The organism is Bacteroidales bacterium (genome assembly GCA_014860585.1).
Lineage (GTDB): Bacteria > Bacteroidota > Bacteroidia > Bacteroidales > 4484-276 > RZYY01.
Genome location: JACZJL010000041.1, coordinates 33,711 through 50,799, shown reverse-complemented (window position 1 = coordinate 50,799; position 17,089 = coordinate 33,711). Strand labels below are relative to the sequence as shown.

General features: G+C 43.3%; 14 protein-coding genes. 8 read left to right on the top strand and 6 right to left on the bottom strand.

Annotation, left to right across the window (positions count from 1 at the left end):
- Window positions 1-101: 101 nt before the first annotated feature.
- From IH598_04970 to IH598_04950, 5 genes are all read left to right on the top strand, one after another.
- Window positions 102-752, top strand: coding sequence for an HAD family phosphatase (locus IH598_04970; GenBank protein ID MBE0637850.1), 651 nt, complete (start codon window positions 102-104; stop codon window positions 750-752).
- A 130-nt stretch (window positions 753-882) separates the two neighbouring features.
- On the top strand, window positions 883-2,112 hold the full coding sequence (locus IH598_04965) for an isocitrate dehydrogenase (NADP(+)) (GenBank protein MBE0637849.1): 1,230 nt from the start codon (window positions 883-885) through the stop codon (window positions 2,110-2,112).
- Between the two features lie 76 nt (window positions 2,113-2,188).
- A complete protein-coding gene (locus IH598_04960; GenBank protein MBE0637848.1) occupies window positions 2,189-3,511 on the top strand; it encodes a citrate (Si)-synthase in 1,323 nt (440 codons plus the stop codon).
- 57 nt (window positions 3,512-3,568) lie between these two features.
- Entirely contained in the window at window positions 3,569-4,381 is an 813-nt protein-coding gene (locus IH598_04955) for a universal stress protein (protein ID MBE0637847.1), read from the top strand.
- Between the two features lie 45 nt (window positions 4,382-4,426).
- Window positions 4,427-4,837, top strand: coding sequence for a YjbQ family protein (locus IH598_04950; GenBank protein MBE0637846.1), 411 nt, complete (start codon window positions 4,427-4,429; stop codon window positions 4,835-4,837).
- Between the two features lie 27 nt (window positions 4,838-4,864).
- On the opposite strand, the gene IH598_04945 is transcribed toward IH598_04950, so the two are convergent.
- The 6 genes from IH598_04945 to IH598_04920 form a co-directional block, all read right to left on the bottom strand.
- A complete protein-coding gene (locus tag IH598_04945; GenBank protein ID MBE0637845.1) occupies window positions 4,865-5,455 on the bottom strand; it encodes a DUF479 domain-containing protein in 591 nt (196 codons plus the stop codon).
- Window positions 5,455-6,564, bottom strand: coding sequence for a methylmalonyl Co-A mutase-associated GTPase MeaB (gene meaB / locus IH598_04940; GenBank protein ID MBE0637844.1), 1,110 nt, complete (start codon window positions 6,562-6,564; stop codon window positions 5,455-5,457). Before meaB ends, IH598_04945 begins: the two co-directional genes overlap by 1 nt.
- A 100-nt stretch (window positions 6,565-6,664) precedes the next feature.
- Entirely contained in the window at window positions 6,665-7,405 is a 741-nt protein-coding gene (locus IH598_04935; protein ID MBE0637843.1) for an esterase family protein, read from the bottom strand.
- Window positions 7,406-7,411: 6 nt separating this feature from the next.
- On the bottom strand, window positions 7,412-8,581 hold the full coding sequence (locus IH598_04930) for an ATP-grasp domain-containing protein (protein MBE0637842.1): 1,170 nt from the start codon (window positions 8,579-8,581) through the stop codon (window positions 7,412-7,414).
- A gap of 134 nt (window positions 8,582-8,715) precedes the next feature.
- Window positions 8,716-9,402: a hypothetical protein gene (locus IH598_04925; GenBank protein ID MBE0637841.1), complete on the bottom strand. Its 687-nt coding sequence runs from the start codon at window positions 9,400-9,402 to the stop codon at window positions 8,716-8,718.
- Window positions 9,383-10,396: a radical SAM protein gene (locus IH598_04920; protein MBE0637840.1), complete on the bottom strand. Its 1,014-nt coding sequence runs from the start codon at window positions 10,394-10,396 to the stop codon at window positions 9,383-9,385. The genes IH598_04925 and IH598_04920 overlap by 20 nt, the downstream gene beginning before the upstream one ends.
- A 48-nt stretch (window positions 10,397-10,444) precedes the next feature.
- On the opposite strand from IH598_04920, the gene IH598_04915 reads away from it, so the two are divergent.
- The 3 genes from IH598_04915 (at window position 10,445) to IH598_04905 (ending at window position 16,822) form a co-directional block, all read left to right on the top strand.
- A complete protein-coding gene (locus tag IH598_04915) occupies window positions 10,445-11,134 on the top strand; it encodes a ComF family protein (protein MBE0637839.1) in 690 nt (229 codons plus the stop codon).
- 179 nt (window positions 11,135-11,313) lie between these two features.
- Window positions 11,314-13,413, top strand: a complete 2,100-nt coding sequence (locus tag IH598_04910; protein ID MBE0637838.1) for a T9SS type A sorting domain-containing protein — start codon at window positions 11,314-11,316, stop codon at window positions 13,411-13,413.
- A 97-nt stretch (window positions 13,414-13,510) separates the two neighbouring features.
- On the top strand, window positions 13,511-16,822 hold the full coding sequence (locus IH598_04905) for a hypothetical protein (GenBank protein MBE0637837.1): 3,312 nt from the start codon (window positions 13,511-13,513) through the stop codon (window positions 16,820-16,822).
- The last annotated feature ends 267 nt before the right edge of the window (window positions 16,823-17,089 follow it).

The window sequence follows — 17,089 nt, the reverse complement described above, 5'->3', positions numbered from 1 at the left end:
GTAAAATGATAACCCGCCGGACCAGTTTTCAGCGGGTTTCTTTTTTCTGTGACTGTTCCAAAGCATTTAAAGGTTTATAATCACACATATCATAACTTACCATGAATTTTAAACCCGAAAACATTACCAATCTTATCCTCGACTTCGGCGGGGTGATCTACCGCATCGATCATTACAAACAAATAGAAGCTTTCAGTGCATTGGGCATTGGCAACTTCGGGATGCTTTATTCCCATGCCATTCAAAGTTCGCTTTTCGAACAATTCGAATGTGGTCAGATCAGTCCGGATGAAATGCTTTTTGAACTTAAAAAATTAATTGGGAAAGATGATTTGAGTAAAGAAAAGATTTATCATGCCTGGAACAGCATTCTGGTTGGTTTTTCCGATCAGGTCGTAAAACTTCTCAAAGATTTGCGGACTCATTACAATCTTTATTTGCTGAGCAATACAAATAGCATCCATTACGCGCTTTTTATCAAAGAGTTTAAAGAGAACTTCGGGCTTGATTTTGATTCATTATTTTTTAAAACCTATTGGTCGTTTAAAATTGGTTTGAGGAAACCCGGAAGAGAAATTTATGAATTCGTGATGAAAGACAGCAGGCTCAATCCGGAAGAGACTTTATTTATCGATGACAGTCCGCAAAACGTCAAAGGCGCTATAAAATCTGGTCTTCCTGCACTTCTGCTCAACCAGGGAATGACCCTTGTTGAGGTTTTTGATGCATCGCTAAATCTGAAATCAATCTGAAAATCTAAGCTAAAGCTCACTTTGCTCGTTAATTAATCTTAATTTTGGCATTTTCAACTTGTTGCTGAAGTTGGTTTTCTAATTTTGCAACCTAATACTTAAAATATTATCTCTAACTGTTTTTAAAAGTATGAAGAAAATCATCGTAAAAAACCCCGTTGTTGAACTGGATGGCGATGAGATGACGCGGGTGATCTGGAAATTCATCAAAGAAAAACTCATTTTACCTTACCTCGAAATAGACATAAAATATTACGATCTCTCCATTCATAAAAGAGATGAAACCGACGACCTTATTACGGTTGAAGCTGCAGAAGCAATAAAGAAATACAATGTTGGAATTAAATGTGCAACGATTACTCCGGATGAAAAGCGGGTTGATGAATTTGGGTTGAAAAAAATGTACCGCTCACCCAACGGAACCATCCGCAACATTCTGGATGGAACGGTTTTCCGTGAGCCCATTCTCATCAGCAATATTCCCCGATTGGTTCCCGGCTGGAAAGCCCCGATCTGCATTGGACGTCATGCTTATGGCGACCAATACAGGGCAACCGACTTCGTAGTTAAGGGGAAAGGCAAACTTACGATCACTTTTGAGCCGGAAGCAGGTGGAGAAAAGCAGACATACAATGTACACAATTTTGAAGGCGATGGTGTGGCTTTGGCAATGTTTAACACGGATGCATCCATCACCGGGTTTGCCAGATCGTGTTTCAACATGGCACTGCAGAAGCGCTGGCCATTATTTCTTTCGACCAAAAACACGATTTTAAAACAATACGACGGAAGGTTTAAAGATATTTTCCAGGAAGTTTTTGAACGCGAGTTCAAAGCAAAATTCCAGCAGGAAGGGATAACCTATGAGCACCGCCTGATCGACGATATGGTAGCTGCCGCTCTGAAATGGGAGGGAAATTTTGTATGGGCTTGCAAAAACTACGATGGCGACGTGCAATCGGATACTGTAGCACAGGGATTCGGATCACTTGGCCTGATGACATCTGTACTCGTTACTCCAGATGGTAAAACTATGGAAGCAGAAGCCGCTCATGGGACCGTTACACGACACTACAGGATGCATCAAAAAGGGGCGCTTACTTCTACCAATCCCATTGCTTCGATTTTTGCATGGACAAGAGGGCTGGCGCATCGCGCCAGGCTTGATGAGAATATACAGTTACTCAAATTTTCTGAAAACCTGGAACATGTTTGCATCCAAACCGTTGAAGAAGGAAAAATGACAAAAGACCTTGCTCTACTTGTTCATGGTGATGAATTAAAAAAAGAACATTATTTGAATACCGAAGATTTTCTGGATGCCCTCGATATCAATCTTAGAAAAATTTACCTGCATTGAGAAGCATCCTCAACAAAGGGATTAAAGATATGTTAATTATTAAAGGTTTGTATAAAAAGAATAAATCAACAAAAAGATGTCAGGTTTAAAAGAAGTATTGTACAAGAAGATTGAAGAGCATCGGCCTCGTATTCAACGATTATTAATGGATTATGGTGATGTTGTCGTGGATAAGGTGACCATCTCACAGATTATCGGCGGGATGCGTGGTATCAAGTCGCTTGTTACCGACATTTCATATCTGGATCCGAACGAAGGTATCCGTTATCGTGGTTACACCTTACCAGAGGTGTTTGAAAAACTACCGAAACCCAAAAAGGCTGAAATGCCCTATGTTGAAGGGCTGTTTTATCTGTTGCTTACCGGTGATATTCCCACCCAAAGCGAGGTGATGGATGTGGTGGATGAGTTCAGAAGACGTCGAATTGTCCCAAGATATGTTTATGAAGTTATTGATGCATCACCTTGCTGCAGCCATCCGATGGCTATTTTTGCCAATGCAATTCTTGCCATGCACAGGGAGTCTTTTTTTGCCAAGAAATATGCAGCCGGCATCGACAAATCGGATTTATGGAGTCCGATGTACGAGGATGTACTCAACCTTCTGGCAAAATTACCTGAAATTGCTTCTTATGTTTATGCTAAGTTGTATCGTGATGGCAAGAGAATCCAGTCCAATCCAAATCTGGACATGGGAGCCGACTTTGCCCACCTGATGATGAAACCGGCACCTTACGATGAGGTAGCTCGTCTCCATTTTATTCTTCATGCCGATCACGAAAGTGGAAACGTGAGTGCTCATACTGGTCACCTGGTGGCAAGTACACTCGCAGATATTTATCAATCTATATCCGCCATGCTAAACGGACTTGCCGGTCCTTTGCACGGCCTTGCCAACCAGGAGTTCCTGCGCTGGTTACAGGATGTTAAAGATAAAATGGGTGGTGAGGTGCCCACAGAGGAGGAGATGAAGCAGTTCGTATGGGACACCCTAAATTCCGGCCAGGTTATCCCTGGTTACGGGCACGCCGTTTTGCGAAAAACGGATCCACGATACACCATCCAGCGCGAATTTTGTCTTAAACACATGCCCAACGATGATTTGTTCAAATACGTTGAGTTGCTCTACAAAGTAGTACCCCCAATTTTAATAGAACAGGGAAAAGCCAAAAATCCATGGCCCAATCTTGATGCCCAGACCGGTGTGATCCAATGGCATTACGGTGTCCAGGAATATGATTTTTACACCGTACTGTTCGGTGTTGGCCGTGCAATTGGTATATGTGCCAACATCATCTGGGACAGGGCGCTGAATTATCCGCTTGAAAGACCAAAGTCAATCACAACCGATATGCTGGAGGAGATTGCCGGAATAAAAAATAAAACTACAAAAGAATAAACAACTTACATTTAATCAAAATACCGGCATTTTGATGTACCAAAGAAAATTATTATCATGAATAAAAAAAGAATCCTTGTTCCCTTTGACTTTACTGCAGCTGCTGAAAGCGCCGCAATAGTTGCATCTTCCATTGCATTGATGAGCGAAATGGAAATAACTCTTATCCATGTTCTTGGCCATGATTCTGAATCTGAGGCTGATGCACAACTTTCTGAAATGTCAAAAAAAATAACAGCAAGCTCTTCAGCAGTATGCAATTATAAGATAGTAAAGGGTAAACTATTTTCAGAAATTACCAATGAAGCCAATGATCAGGTTTATAAGTTAATGGTTATTGGATCTCACGGGTATAAAGGGATTAAGGAGATGTTTCAGGGCGCCGATATTCTGAAACTGGTTAAAAGTATCCCGGTGCCTGTTCTGGTAATACAAGAGGGTTACGAATTTCCCCCGGAAGGGATAAAAACCATCCTGATGCCCGCCAGTTCACATGATGAATTTTATAAGAAAATTGAAGCGGTTGTTTTTCTTGGACGGTTGTTCAATTCTGAAGTGCATGTTTACACGGTTGAAAAACCCGGTTTCACCTGGTCGGAAACCATGAAACTGAACATCGAAAAGGCCATCCGTGAGTTTGAAGCAAAAGGAATTAAATACAAACGGGTGAACGAATCTCAAACAGCCTACTCACCGGGATATTCAAAGCAGATATTACAATATGCAAAAAAAATAAATGCAGGTATGATCGCTGTGATGTCGGTACCAACCAGTGAGTATTATTATATTGCAGACAGTGACAAAGAGCGCCTTCTGACCAATGATTTACGGATTCCGGTATTTGCAGTCAGTGATACCGACAGGGTGTAGGTTTTGACCATCAGGGGAAAATTCTACTTTCAATTTTATTTTCCGATGACTCAGCAATACGAGATACAACTTCCATCCTTTTCAAGGGGATTTCACCTGATCACACAGCATGTTGTGCATCATCTGAACAACCTCCCTGAGGTTGGTTTGGTGAATATTTACATCAAGCACACATCAGCTGGTCTGACAATTAACGAAAATGCTGATCCCTCTGTGAGATTTGATCTTGAAAAATACTTTGACAAGGCAGTTCCTGAAAACCTGTCCTATTTCGATCATACTTTAGAAGGACCGGACGACATGCCTGCACACGTGAAGACCACACTCGCCGGGTCATCAGTTACTATTCCGGTGACCAATGGGAAACTGAATTTGGGAACCTGGCAGGGAATTTATCTCTGTGAATTCAGGAATCACGCCACCGCAAGAAAGCTTGTGATTACAGTGATGGGTTAAGCAATTTGATCATTTCGATCTGATGGCTTATTCCTCAAGAATTTTCAACGCCTCCCGGGAATATTCCACCAATTCAGGAAAAAATGACTCAAAATCCTTTTTAAAATCGTTGTAATATAACCTCAGTTCTGTTGCGCCATTTTCAATTCCCGAGTCAACCTTAATTCTTGTTGTCAGTCCTTTAAGCGCCAGCCCGATATTGTCAATATCTCCGTATGAAACCAGCCAGTTGCCGGCAGCCATCCAGGGCAATATCCGTCTTAGACGGGGGGGAATTATAAAATAGTAACGAAATAAAGTTTTGTAACTGTTCCGGGTAAATTGCAGAAGCGGCTCATCCGAATATTTGCTCCAGTTTGCTGCAAGGTAATGATCATAGTACATGTCGATTACAATACCGGCAAATTTGTGGTAACGTTCCCTGATCCTTGATTTACTTACTTCAACAACGGGATGATGATCGGTAAACGAGTCAATTAACCTGTGCACGCGAATACCCGTTTGTATACCCTGTTGATAATTCAGTACCTGCTTTCCCTTAACCCTGTCGGCTATGAAATTACCCACTAAGATTTCTTCGTTGCCAAAGGATAAATAAAGGTGAGCCAGGTAGTTCATCAGATGGCTTTCTTTTCGTCGAAATACACCTGGATGAGCTTTTGAGCAGCCACGTAGGAGCTGATTTTATCATTTAGCATGTCGGTTTCCACCAAAGGCAACAGTTGGCGAATTTTTTCGGTTGAGTAAAAATCATTTCTCAGCGTTTCCTTAATGGTTTCGATCATGATAAGGCTTTTTTGCTGAAGGCGCTTTTGATCAAAATACCCATTCTCTTTAGTAAGTACCTGATATTTTCCGATGACCTCCCACACTTCGGGAATTCCTTCTTTTGAAAGAGCGGAGCATAATCCCGTCACAGGTGTCCAACCTGATTCGGGTGGAGGGAAAAGATGGAGTGCATTTTTATATTCCATTTTGGCCTGGCTGGCTTTTTGTCGGTTATCACCATCGGCTTTATTGATGAAAATGGCATCGGCCATCTCCATAATGCCACGTTTAATCCCCTGCAACTCGTCGCCCGCCCCTGCGAGCATGAGTAAAAGAAAAAAGTCAACCATGGAATGAACTGCAATTTCAGACTGACCGACACCAACGGTTTCTACGAAAATCACATCAAAACCGGCAGCCTCGCATAAGATAATGGACTCCTTGGTTTTGCGGGCAACACCTCCAAGTGAACCTGCTGAGGGTGAAGGCCTGATAAAGGCATTTTCGTCGGTAGAAAGTTCTTCCATCCGTGTTTTGTCGCCCAGGATACTTCCTTTTGTCCGGCTGCTGCTCGGATCTATGGCTAATACAGCGAGTTTATGGCCAAGAGCAGTGACGTGTTTCCCCAATGCTTCGATAAAAGTGCTTTTACCAACACCGGGAACCCCGGTGATACCAATTCTGACTGATTTACCCGAATAGGGCAAACATTGCTCGATTACCTCCTGGGCTAATGAATTATGAGCCGGGTTCACACTCTCGATCAGCGTTATGGCTTTACTGAGGATGACCCGGTTGCCCATAAGGATTCCCCTGGCAAATTCATCAGCACTTAACAAAGGTTGCTGCTTTTGCTTGAACCGCTCCAGGGCATTTGGGCTGATCGCCGCAGGCTGCGGAATTCCTTCGTTCACCTTTAGTGCAGATTCCTCTTTACCGGCATTATCGCTTAGCTCCATCCAGTTATTTTTTACAAAAATAGATAAATCCCTTCACCATTGTATGAACATTAAGATTAGCTCTTGAGCATCAAAACAGTTCGAATACCAAAAACCATCCTTAAAACCCAAGTTTCTCGATGAAGTGCGGAAGCATTTTTTTCCACCAGGGCCAGTCGTGGTTTACATCATGCCCCCAGATATCAATTAAAGCCGGGATTTGTTTTTGTTCAAGGATGGCTTTCATCTGATAAGTATCTTCAAGCATTTCTTCTTCCCAGGCGCCTTGTCCGGTACAAATCACGATTTTTCCCTGGCGGTATTGATTAAGGATGACTTCATCCTGCATGTTACCTAAAAAATTGATGGGGGAGTTGTAATAAACGTTGTCATCCATATAATCGCCTAAAAACATTTTCATATCGTACAACCCACTGATGGCAATTGTTACATCGAAAATGTAAGGATGCCTGAAATAGAAATTTGCCGCATGATAGGCGCCCATGCTGAATCCTGTGAGAGCGATTTTTATGTCGGGCGACTGGCAATGGCTGCGAATGAATGGAACTACCTCGTTCATCACATAGCTGTCGTACTGGTTGTGCCTCACTGCGCGGTCGGCCGGATGAATGCCGTAATTTGCCCATGACTCGTTGTCGATACCATCAACGGTGAAAACCTTGACCCTGCCATCATTGATCAGGTATGAGATGGCATCGATCATTCCGAAATCCTCCGATTCGAAAAACCTCCCACCCTGGCATGGAAAAATGATGAACGGCTTCCCGCTGTGACCGTACACTTTCAGTTCCATGTCGCGCCCCAGGCGCTCGCTATACCACTTATGATACTCAATATTCATTTTTCGTTATCCTTTCATTAGATGAATTTGTTTTTGCACTTCAAACAGTTGATCCATGTTTTTCCCGCGAAGCAAATAGCCGTAATTACCCAATGCCATAGCCAGGGCAGCGTCGATCGGGGCATGATGGACAATCAGATGGCCGAATTTTGCTAATATGTCTTCATGAGAAATGACATAGTTTTTATTATACTTCCGGCTGACATAGCAGATATGGTACTTTCGCATGTAATCGTCAGTAAGCTTGTTGTTTACGATCATATTTGCCCATTCGAGGTAAATGTCAATATCGCATGCGTAATTAAACATGTCGGTTGTGAAGCCGCCCGGCGGACGCATATTGACTTCCAATGCTACCAGTTTTTCATTATCAAAACGGCGGAAAAACTCAAAATGGAAAAAGCGTCCTTTCACTCCGAAAGCCTTTAAAATTTTTTTCCCGGCTGTTTCAAGATCCCGGGGAATATCAACAAACGAATGATAATAGATGTGAGTGTCGTTGTTTACTACATCCATCACTCCACGCTCGTAGGCATGTGATGTGTAAAAAATCGGGTTTCCCTCTTTGTCTGTCAGCCCGTCAAACGAAATAATCTGACCATCAATAAATTCTTCGAGGATATAATCAACATGAGTGGGTTTTGTTTCGAAAAAATTGGTCAACTCCCCTGCAGTTTTAATCTTGTATGTGTTGGCCGCTCCTACTCCTTTATCAGGTTTGGCCACCAACGGGAAACCGCACTCATCCACCAGTTGCATCGCGTCCTTAATTGTATGTACTACAAAGCCTCTGGCCACGGGGACACCGGCTTTTATATACACCTTTTTCATGTCCGACTTCTTCTTAATCATATCGAGCTTGTCCATTTTAATGCCCGGGATGTTGAAGTCGGTTCTAAGTCTTGCTTCGGTTTCGAGCCAGTATTCGTTGTGTGAGTCAATACCGTCGATTTTTCCATGCTTGTGTGTAATGTAACCAAGTGCACGTAAGAGCTGATCATAATTGTGCATGTCGTCAACCCTGAAATATTCCGTCAGTGATTCTTTTAATTCAGGCCGTAGATTGTCATAAGCAAGGTCTCCCAGGCCGATAACATTCACTCCCAGACGCTTCAGGGCAACACAGAAATTATAGTAGTTTGGTGGAAAATGAGGGGAAAGATATATATAATTCATCCTGGGTAAAGGTTTAGGTTAAACTTCGAAATAAAGCCGGCAAAAATAAATATTCCTGCCTTAAAAAAGTATTAAAATACCATAATTTGTATAAAATACGCAGACCAGGTTGAAATTCCTGATCTGCCGGACCCTCAACAAAAAAATATTCCGCCACCGTCGAACAAAGGACCAGGGTAAAGTTCTACCAGGTCAACGCCTGCATGGTGACAGAATTCACGCAATTTAGATCCATCTTTGTGAAAAATTGTGCTTCCATTAATGAAAAGCTTTTTATCAAGAAGCCCACACGCGCCCCCGATGAATCCTGACCTGAAACCAGGTAGAAGGATTTCGTCCGGATTAAAAAACAGTACTTCCACTCCTAGCTTTGTCAGAGCAGCCGAAATGCCAAGGTCTGAAGTGATTACATGTCGGGGTGAAATAAAAATCAGATTGCATCGGGTATAGCCTTGATTGACATGAACTATTTTTCTCCCTTCACAGCGTTTAAGGATCGAAGAATCGGTGATTTTTTGGTGATGAACCAGGAAATCTTCAGTAACTACTGCGTTGTAACTTGCATTTTCGGGATATTTTGAACCAACATGTTTTATTCCGGTTACAACATCGATTTTTCGCTCCAGTAGTAGTTTTTGCACTGATTTCGGCAGGTTTGGTGCAACCACCAGATTGTTACCAATCATTGTAAAGAAAATATCAGGGTGCCCCGAAATAGCTCCATAGGTAATTCCAGCGGTTTCGAGCTCAATGAGTAGTCCGAAATTTCGCAGTTTAACTTTTGACTGTTCAGGTATTTTTTTATCTATGATAATCAACATGGAATTCTCGTTTAATCAGAAATTCAGAAGTCCTAAAGATCACCCTGCTAAATTTATTTTCAAGCATTTTCCTATTTACAGCCTTAAAACCAATGGCATAATTCAGTTCTTTGGATGAAACTGTGATTGTAATACTGGTCGGGAGGTCAGGAGCCGGAATATTTCCAAGCAAGTCCCCCCAGATTTTCGAAAGGACTAACTCTCTGAAAGAGACATGAAAAGGACCATCAACCAACGAATCACCCCTGAGTAAACCTTCGGAAGGATGCAACCCCACCCTGATCACATTAACATGACTCCTTTCGAACTGCAAAAGAACTTCTGCAATCACACTGACTGCCTCATCCAGTGACAAGGGTAAATATTTACCAGTTTTGTATTGCTTTTCAAGATGGGTCCCTTTGATCACCAATGTGGGATAAATTCTAACGTCTTCTGCCCCCAGTTCAATAAATCTTTTTGCCGTGAAGAGCGACTTTTCCCGTGTATCCCCGGGCAGGCCAATCATCATTTGCAATCCGAGCCGAAATCCGTTTAATCGGATCAGCTGCGCAGCAACTGACACATCAGTAACAGTATGTCCCCTTCCGGATGCCCGAAGTACTTCATCATCCATCGATTGAGCGCCAAGTTCAATGGTTGTGACATTGTACTTTTTTAGTAAGTCAATATTGGGCTGATCTATAAAATCAGGACGGGTAGAAAGTCTGATAGACTTTATTTTACCAGCTTTGATATAAGGTTGAACAGCTAAAAGATAGTCTTCCTGTTGCACCAGCTTCAATCCCGTAAATGTTCCTCCAAAAAAACCAACTTCAATGTAGTTATTTTCAAAAGGGATGGTGATCAGATGTCTATTAATAATAGCCTGAACATCAGCAGTAGAGGGAATTTTTTGCTGTCCGGAAATCTTTACCTGATCGCAATAAATACATCTGAAAGGACAAGCCTCCATTGGAATAAATACGGGGATTGTAAAATGTCGTTGAGCCATTGGCAAAGAATTCCTTTTATTTTTTGCAAATTAACTTAATTTTGATGCATGATATTAATTGACGACATCATCGGTTTGTTTTTCCCCAGGATATGCACAGCCTGCGAGGCTGTTTTGCTTAAAAACGAAGAGACCATTTGTACACGTTGTCTTTTTACCCTGCCACGGACGAACTTTCACCTTCATAGCGAAAATCCCGTTACAGAGCTCTTCTGGGGGAGAGTCCCGTTGCAATCGGCCACCGCGTACCTATATTTTGCCAAAGCCGGACGTGTTCAGCATCTGATTCACCAGTTCAAGTATAAAGGGAATCTGGAAGCAGGAAGACTCCTTGGAAAAATGTACGGTAACGATTTGCATAGATCAGAGTTGTTTGCAGGAGTGGAAGCCATTGTTCCCGTGCCATTACATTGGAGTAAGCAAAAAGCCCGCGGGTTTAACCAAAGTGAAGTGTTTGGCCGGGAAATGGCGTCTGCGATGAACGTTCCATTGCTTACTGATATATTATTTCGTGAAAAAGCCACAGCAACCCAGACCCGTAAATCACGCTTCGATCGCTGGCAGAATGTGAGCTATGTTTTTAATTTGACCAACCCGGATAAAATTGCCGGAAAGCACATTCTATTGGTTGATGATGTTGTGACTACCGGCGCTACAATAGAGGCGTCAGCATCTGTGTTGCTTGCTGTGCCGGGAGTGAAAATCAGCCTTGCATTCCTTGCAATGGCAGCCCATTAACAGGTAAAAAAAACCCCGCCGGGTGGCGGGGACAAAAAATGAAAAATGAAAACACAATTACCCTCTTTCTGCTTTTATTTCTCTTATTTGCAAATTAAAACGATGCATTATAAACATTATTTTATGATCAAAATGATTATTTTTGTCCTTTCAAATTTTTTAATCAAATCAAACTTATCATGAAAACTATTTACAAATTTCTTCCTTTGTTGATCTTACCCCTGGTACTCATTGTAATGGCCAATAACAACGGTTCGCCCGGAGGCCGCACGGGTTCAGTGGGTGACAATGGTCAAAATTGTACCGGATGCCACGCTGGTACACCGCAAAATGCAACGAACTGGATCACGACCAACATTCCACCATCGGGTTATGTTCCCGGCCAAACTTATACCATTACAGCAACAGGTACACATACCGGTGTTGTGAAATTTGGGTTTGAACTCACAGCCGAAAACAGCTCTGGAGCTAAAGTCGGAACACTCATCATTACTAACGCCACCCAGACCAAGCTGGTCAATCAAAACAAAGCCGTAACCCACCTTGCTGCCGGCACAACCCCATCAGGAAACACAAAAACCTGGAGTATGGGCTGGACAGCCCCTGGTTCTGGGACAGGTCCTGTTATTTTCAGCGCAGCTTTCAACGCAGCCAACGGTAATGGCGGTAATAGCGGAGATGTCATTTATCTTACTTCAACAACCGTGCAGGAACAAACTTCAGGTGTGGAAGTCACCTTCAGGGTGGACATGTCTGAACAAACAGTTTCACCTTTGGGTGTCCATATTGCAGGCAGCTTCCAGGGTTGGGACCCTGGAGCCACCGAGATGACTGATACCGGCAACTCCATCTACGCAGTTACAATCACACTGACTGAAGGAGAATATATCGAATACAAGTTTGTGAACGGAAATGCCTGGGGAATGGACGAAAGCGTTCCCCCGGGTTGTGCGGCAAACAACAATCGATTTCTGACTGTACCAGCACAAAACACAACGCTGGAGGCGGTATGTTTTGGCAGTTGCACGATTTGCAACCCCGGATCAGTGGATGTAACTTTCCAGGTAGACATGTCAAATGAAACTGTTTCTCCTTTGGGTGTGCACATTGCAGGGAGTTTCCAGGGTTGGGATCCGGCAGGAACACTAATGACCGAGGTTGGAAATAATGTTTATGCTGTCACTATCGAACTTCAGATTGGCGGGTATTATGAGTATAAATTTGTAAACGGGAATGCATGGGGTATGGACGAAACTGTACCTCCTCAATGTGCAAGTGGCTGGAACCGCTACATCACTGTACCCGCAGTACCTGTCATCCTCGATGCTGTTTGCTTTGGTAGCTGTGATCCCTGCGGACCGCCACCTGTGGATATTGAAGTAACCTTCAGGGTGGATATGACCAACGAGATCATTTCACCAGAGGGTGTTCATATTGCCGGAGGATTCCAGGGCTGGAATCCGGGATCAACATTGATGACTGATGCAGGCGATAATATCTATACCTACACAACGATACTCCCTTCGGGGACCTACCAGGAATACAAATTTATCAACGGAACAACCTGGGAACAATCAGAAAATGTACCCCCACCATGCGGGGTAAATAACAACAGGTTTTTAACCGTTCCCCAATCCAATATTGTACTTGACCTGGTTTGCTATGGGGAATGCGACCCCTGCGGTCCACCGCCAGTTGAGGTTGAAGTGACTTTTGTTGTAGATTTGTCAGAAGAGATAGTATCCCCACAGGGCGTTCATTTGGCTGGTTCATTCCAGGGATGGGACCCGGCAGGTCTTCCAATGACAACCGCAGGTGATAACATTTACCAGGCAACCGTTGTCTTTCTTTCAGGAACGTATATTGAGTACAAGTTTATCAACGGTGATACTTTCGAAGGCGCTGAACTGGTACCGGAGGAATGTGGAGTGGATGACGGATTTGGCGGCTTTAGCAGATTTTACACTGTACCTGACGTGAATGTCACATTACCGGAAGTTTGTTTCAGTTCATGTACTGAATGCAGTGGGGTAGGGATCGATCAAAGCAAATTGAACAGTGAACCATTGTTCTATCCCAATCCTGCAAGTACAAAATTGTACTTTAATCCTGTTAATGATATCCAAAAAGTCAGCTTATTTTCTGTTGAAGGAAAATTGCTGATCGAAAAAATTCTCTCTCACGAAAACCTTGATATTTCTGCATTTGATCGTGGCTTGTATTTCCTGAAAATAGAAACCCAAACTTCAGCACATATTTATAAGCTAATTATCAACTAGCCCAATTCATGTGAAAGTTAACATATGCTTAAATTTTAGAAATTTCTCAGGGTTTAATTAATAAATTGATGTTTAAAAACATAAAATTCAAAATGTTATGAAGACTTTAAATAAATCTATTCTATTGTTGTTTGTGCCGGTAATATTTATTCTATTGGCATCGAGCAACGGTTCGCCTGGAGGAAGAACGGGCTCAGTTGGCGATAATGGACAAAATTGTACCGGTTGCCATACAGGCACACCACAAAATGCCACAAGCTGGATTACGTCCAACATTCCTCCGACAGGCTATGTTCCCGGTCAAACCTATACCATCACAGCTACCGGCACGCATAACGGGGTTGTAAAATTTGGTTTTGAACTCACCGCTGAAAACAGTGCTGGAGCAAAAGTCGGGACATTTATCATTACCAATTCCACTCAGACCAAGCTGGTCAATCAAAACAAAGCGGTAACCCATCTTGCTGCCGGTACTACTCCTACAGGCAATACTAAAACATGGAGTATGAATTGGATAGCACCCAATCCAGGTGCGGGAGATGTTACGTTTTACGCCGCGTTAAATGCAGCTAACGGAAATGGTAATAATTCCGGTGATGTTATCTACCTTACATCAACCACTGTGCAGGAGCAAGCCTTAGGAGTGGAGGTCACTTTCAGGGTAGATATGTCAAACGAAACTGTTTCACCGCTTGGCGTGCACATTGCAGGAAACTTCCAGGGCTGGATTCCAAGTGCCTCGATGATGAACCCGGTTGGTGACAACATTTATGAACTCACCTTCAATCTTACCCCGGGAAGCACTGCCTTATACAAGTTTATCAATGGCAATACATGGGCTAATGTTGAGCCAATCTTAGGACCATGTACTACCGGAAATGATAATAACCGGTTTTTATTGGTTCCGGAAACAAACACTGTACTTCCGGAAGTTTGTTTTGGCAGTTGCAATATTTGCAACCCTCCTGTTGTAGATGTTACTTTTCAGGTGGATATGTCTCAGCAAACCATTTCTCCACAAGGTGTTTTTCTTGTCGGAACATTCAACAACTGGAACCAGACTGCCAACCCGATGAACCCAATCGGAGACAATATTTACTCACTTACACTTTCGTTAGGCTCGGGTGATTATCACAAATATAAATTTAAAAATGGAGCTGCGTGGGAAACCGTCCCCGGAGCTTGTGCACAAGGGGGTGATCGATTTATTATTGTACCAAGTGTCTCATCAACATTAGATGCAGTTTGTTATGGCAGTTGCTACCCTTGCGGACCTCCGCCGGTGCCGGTTCAGGTGACTTTCCAGGTAGATATGAGTAACGAAACGGTTTCTCCTTCAGGTATCCATATTGCCGGAGGGTTTCAGGGATGGGACCCGGGAGCAACTTTAATGACCAACGCTGGTGATAATATTTATGTTTTCACAACCACACTTAACTCGGGAACATATCAGGAGTACAAATTTGTTAACGGAACAACCTGGGAACAATCAGAGAACCTGCCTCCAGAGTGTTCCAACAGCAACAATCGCTACTTCACTGTTCCACAAACCAATGCGACACTCGATCTGGTTTGCTATGGATCCTGCGGCCCCTGCCCCGGACCTGTTGAGGTGAACATGACTTTTCTGGTGGATATGTCAGAGCAAACCGTATCTCCCGATGGCGTTCACCTGGTTTTACAGGGAGGAAACCTACTACTCAACCCCATGGTTGATATGGGAAATGGCACTTATTCAGTCACGTTAACTTTCATCGAAAACGACTCGATCAACTACAAATTTGCCAATGGGGCAACGGTTCAAAGTTACGAGGTCATCCCTGCAGAATGCCGCGTTGGGACTCCATTTACAGGGGGTTACTGGCGAAAAGTAATCGCACCATCCTACGATTTGACCCTGGATGCAGTCTGCTTTGCTGAATGTGGTCCCTGCGACCCGGTAAACGTGACTTTCAGGGTGGACATGACCAATGAAGTGGTATCGGAAGATGGTGTTCATCTGGCCGGGTCTTTCCAGGGCTGGAATGCCTCAAACACTCCAATGACGGATATGGGAAATGGAATTTGGGAGGTTACGGTTGTTTTCGCGGCTAATCAATATGCTGAGTTTAAGTATATCAACGGCAATGACTTCGCTTTTGCCGAGTCAGTTCCGGAAGAATGTGGTGTGGATGATACTTTTGGTGGGTTTAACCGATTTTTCACTGTTCCACAGGAAGATGTAGTATTAGATCTGGTGTGTTTTGGCTCATGCGAGGAATGTGTTATCCCGGTGGAAGTTGAAGTAACGTTCAGCGTGGATATGACCAATGAGGTTGTTTCTCCGGATGGTGTTTTCATATCTGGTAGCTTCCAGGGATGGATAAGTGATGCAACCCCAATGACTCCTGTCGGGGAAAATATCTACACCTACACCGCTACTTTAACTACCGGAGATTATTATGAATTCAAATATCTCAACGGTCCCTCATTTGATTATGCAGAGATTGTTCCTGAAGCTTGCGGTCAAAACGGAAACCGCTTTCTGACTGTACCTGAAAATGGTATTTCGTTAAATCCTGTCTGTTTTGGTGGATGTGGAGAATGTCCCGTGCTGGTTGCAGTTACTTTCCAGGTGGACATGTCGTTGCAGGAAGTTTCACCTGATGGAGTGCACCTTGTAGGTGATTTCCAGGGATGGAATCCTGAAACAACCCCATTAACCAACATTGGTGATGAGATATACACTGTTGAGATTATTCTGCCAGCCGGCACCTATCAAACCTACCGTTACATCAACGGTAATTCTTATGAAACGGGGATTGTTGAAAATGTTCCGGCAGAGTGTGGTGTGGATGATGGTTTTGGAGGATTGAAGCGCTTTTTCGATGTCCCCCTCGAACCAACAATACTTGATTTGGTCTGCTTCGGTTATTGTGGAACTTGTCCATTACAACATGCAATCACCCTGCCTGCGGGCTGGAGTGGCCTTTCGAGCTACCTGTTGCCGGAAACTACCGACATCGAAGCCTTGCTGAGTGCTATTCTTCCTGAGTTGATTATTATCCAGACTATGACTGAATTTTATTATCCAGCCGGCGGAACAAACACCATCGAAAATTGGGAAAGTCAGTCTGCTTACCAGATTAAGCTTACCGATGAAGTAACCCTGACCATAACGGGTCAGCCTGAGCCGAATAAAACCCTGCAACTCAACGAAGGATGGAATCTGATCCCGGTCATTAGCGACGAACCCTTGGCAGTTGTTGACCTTTTTGCCAATGTGGCCAACAGCGTTGACCTGGTTAAAGCAGTTGCCGATGTTAATGTGTTCTGGCCGGCCTACAACATCAACACGATTGGATTGCTGCAGCCGGGGAAAGCCTACTTCGTGAAAATGTCAGCGCCCGGAGTAATTATATTTCCATAAGCGATTCTGACATAAAAATTAAAAAGCCTGCCAGGATAACCTTCCCGGCAGGTTTTTTTATTCATTCAACAGCTTCAAAACAGCCAGGATTAAAGAAAATTCTTTTACTTTCAAACCGTTTTTCTGAACAGGATTTCAAGGGATTTTTCATACGGTAAATATCCAAGCTGGGCATACCAGGATTAATTTTCTGTTAAATCGATCAGCAGACAAAACTATTCGGACTAAAACAGTAATTTTGACCGTTGTCAAATATTTAAGCTAACC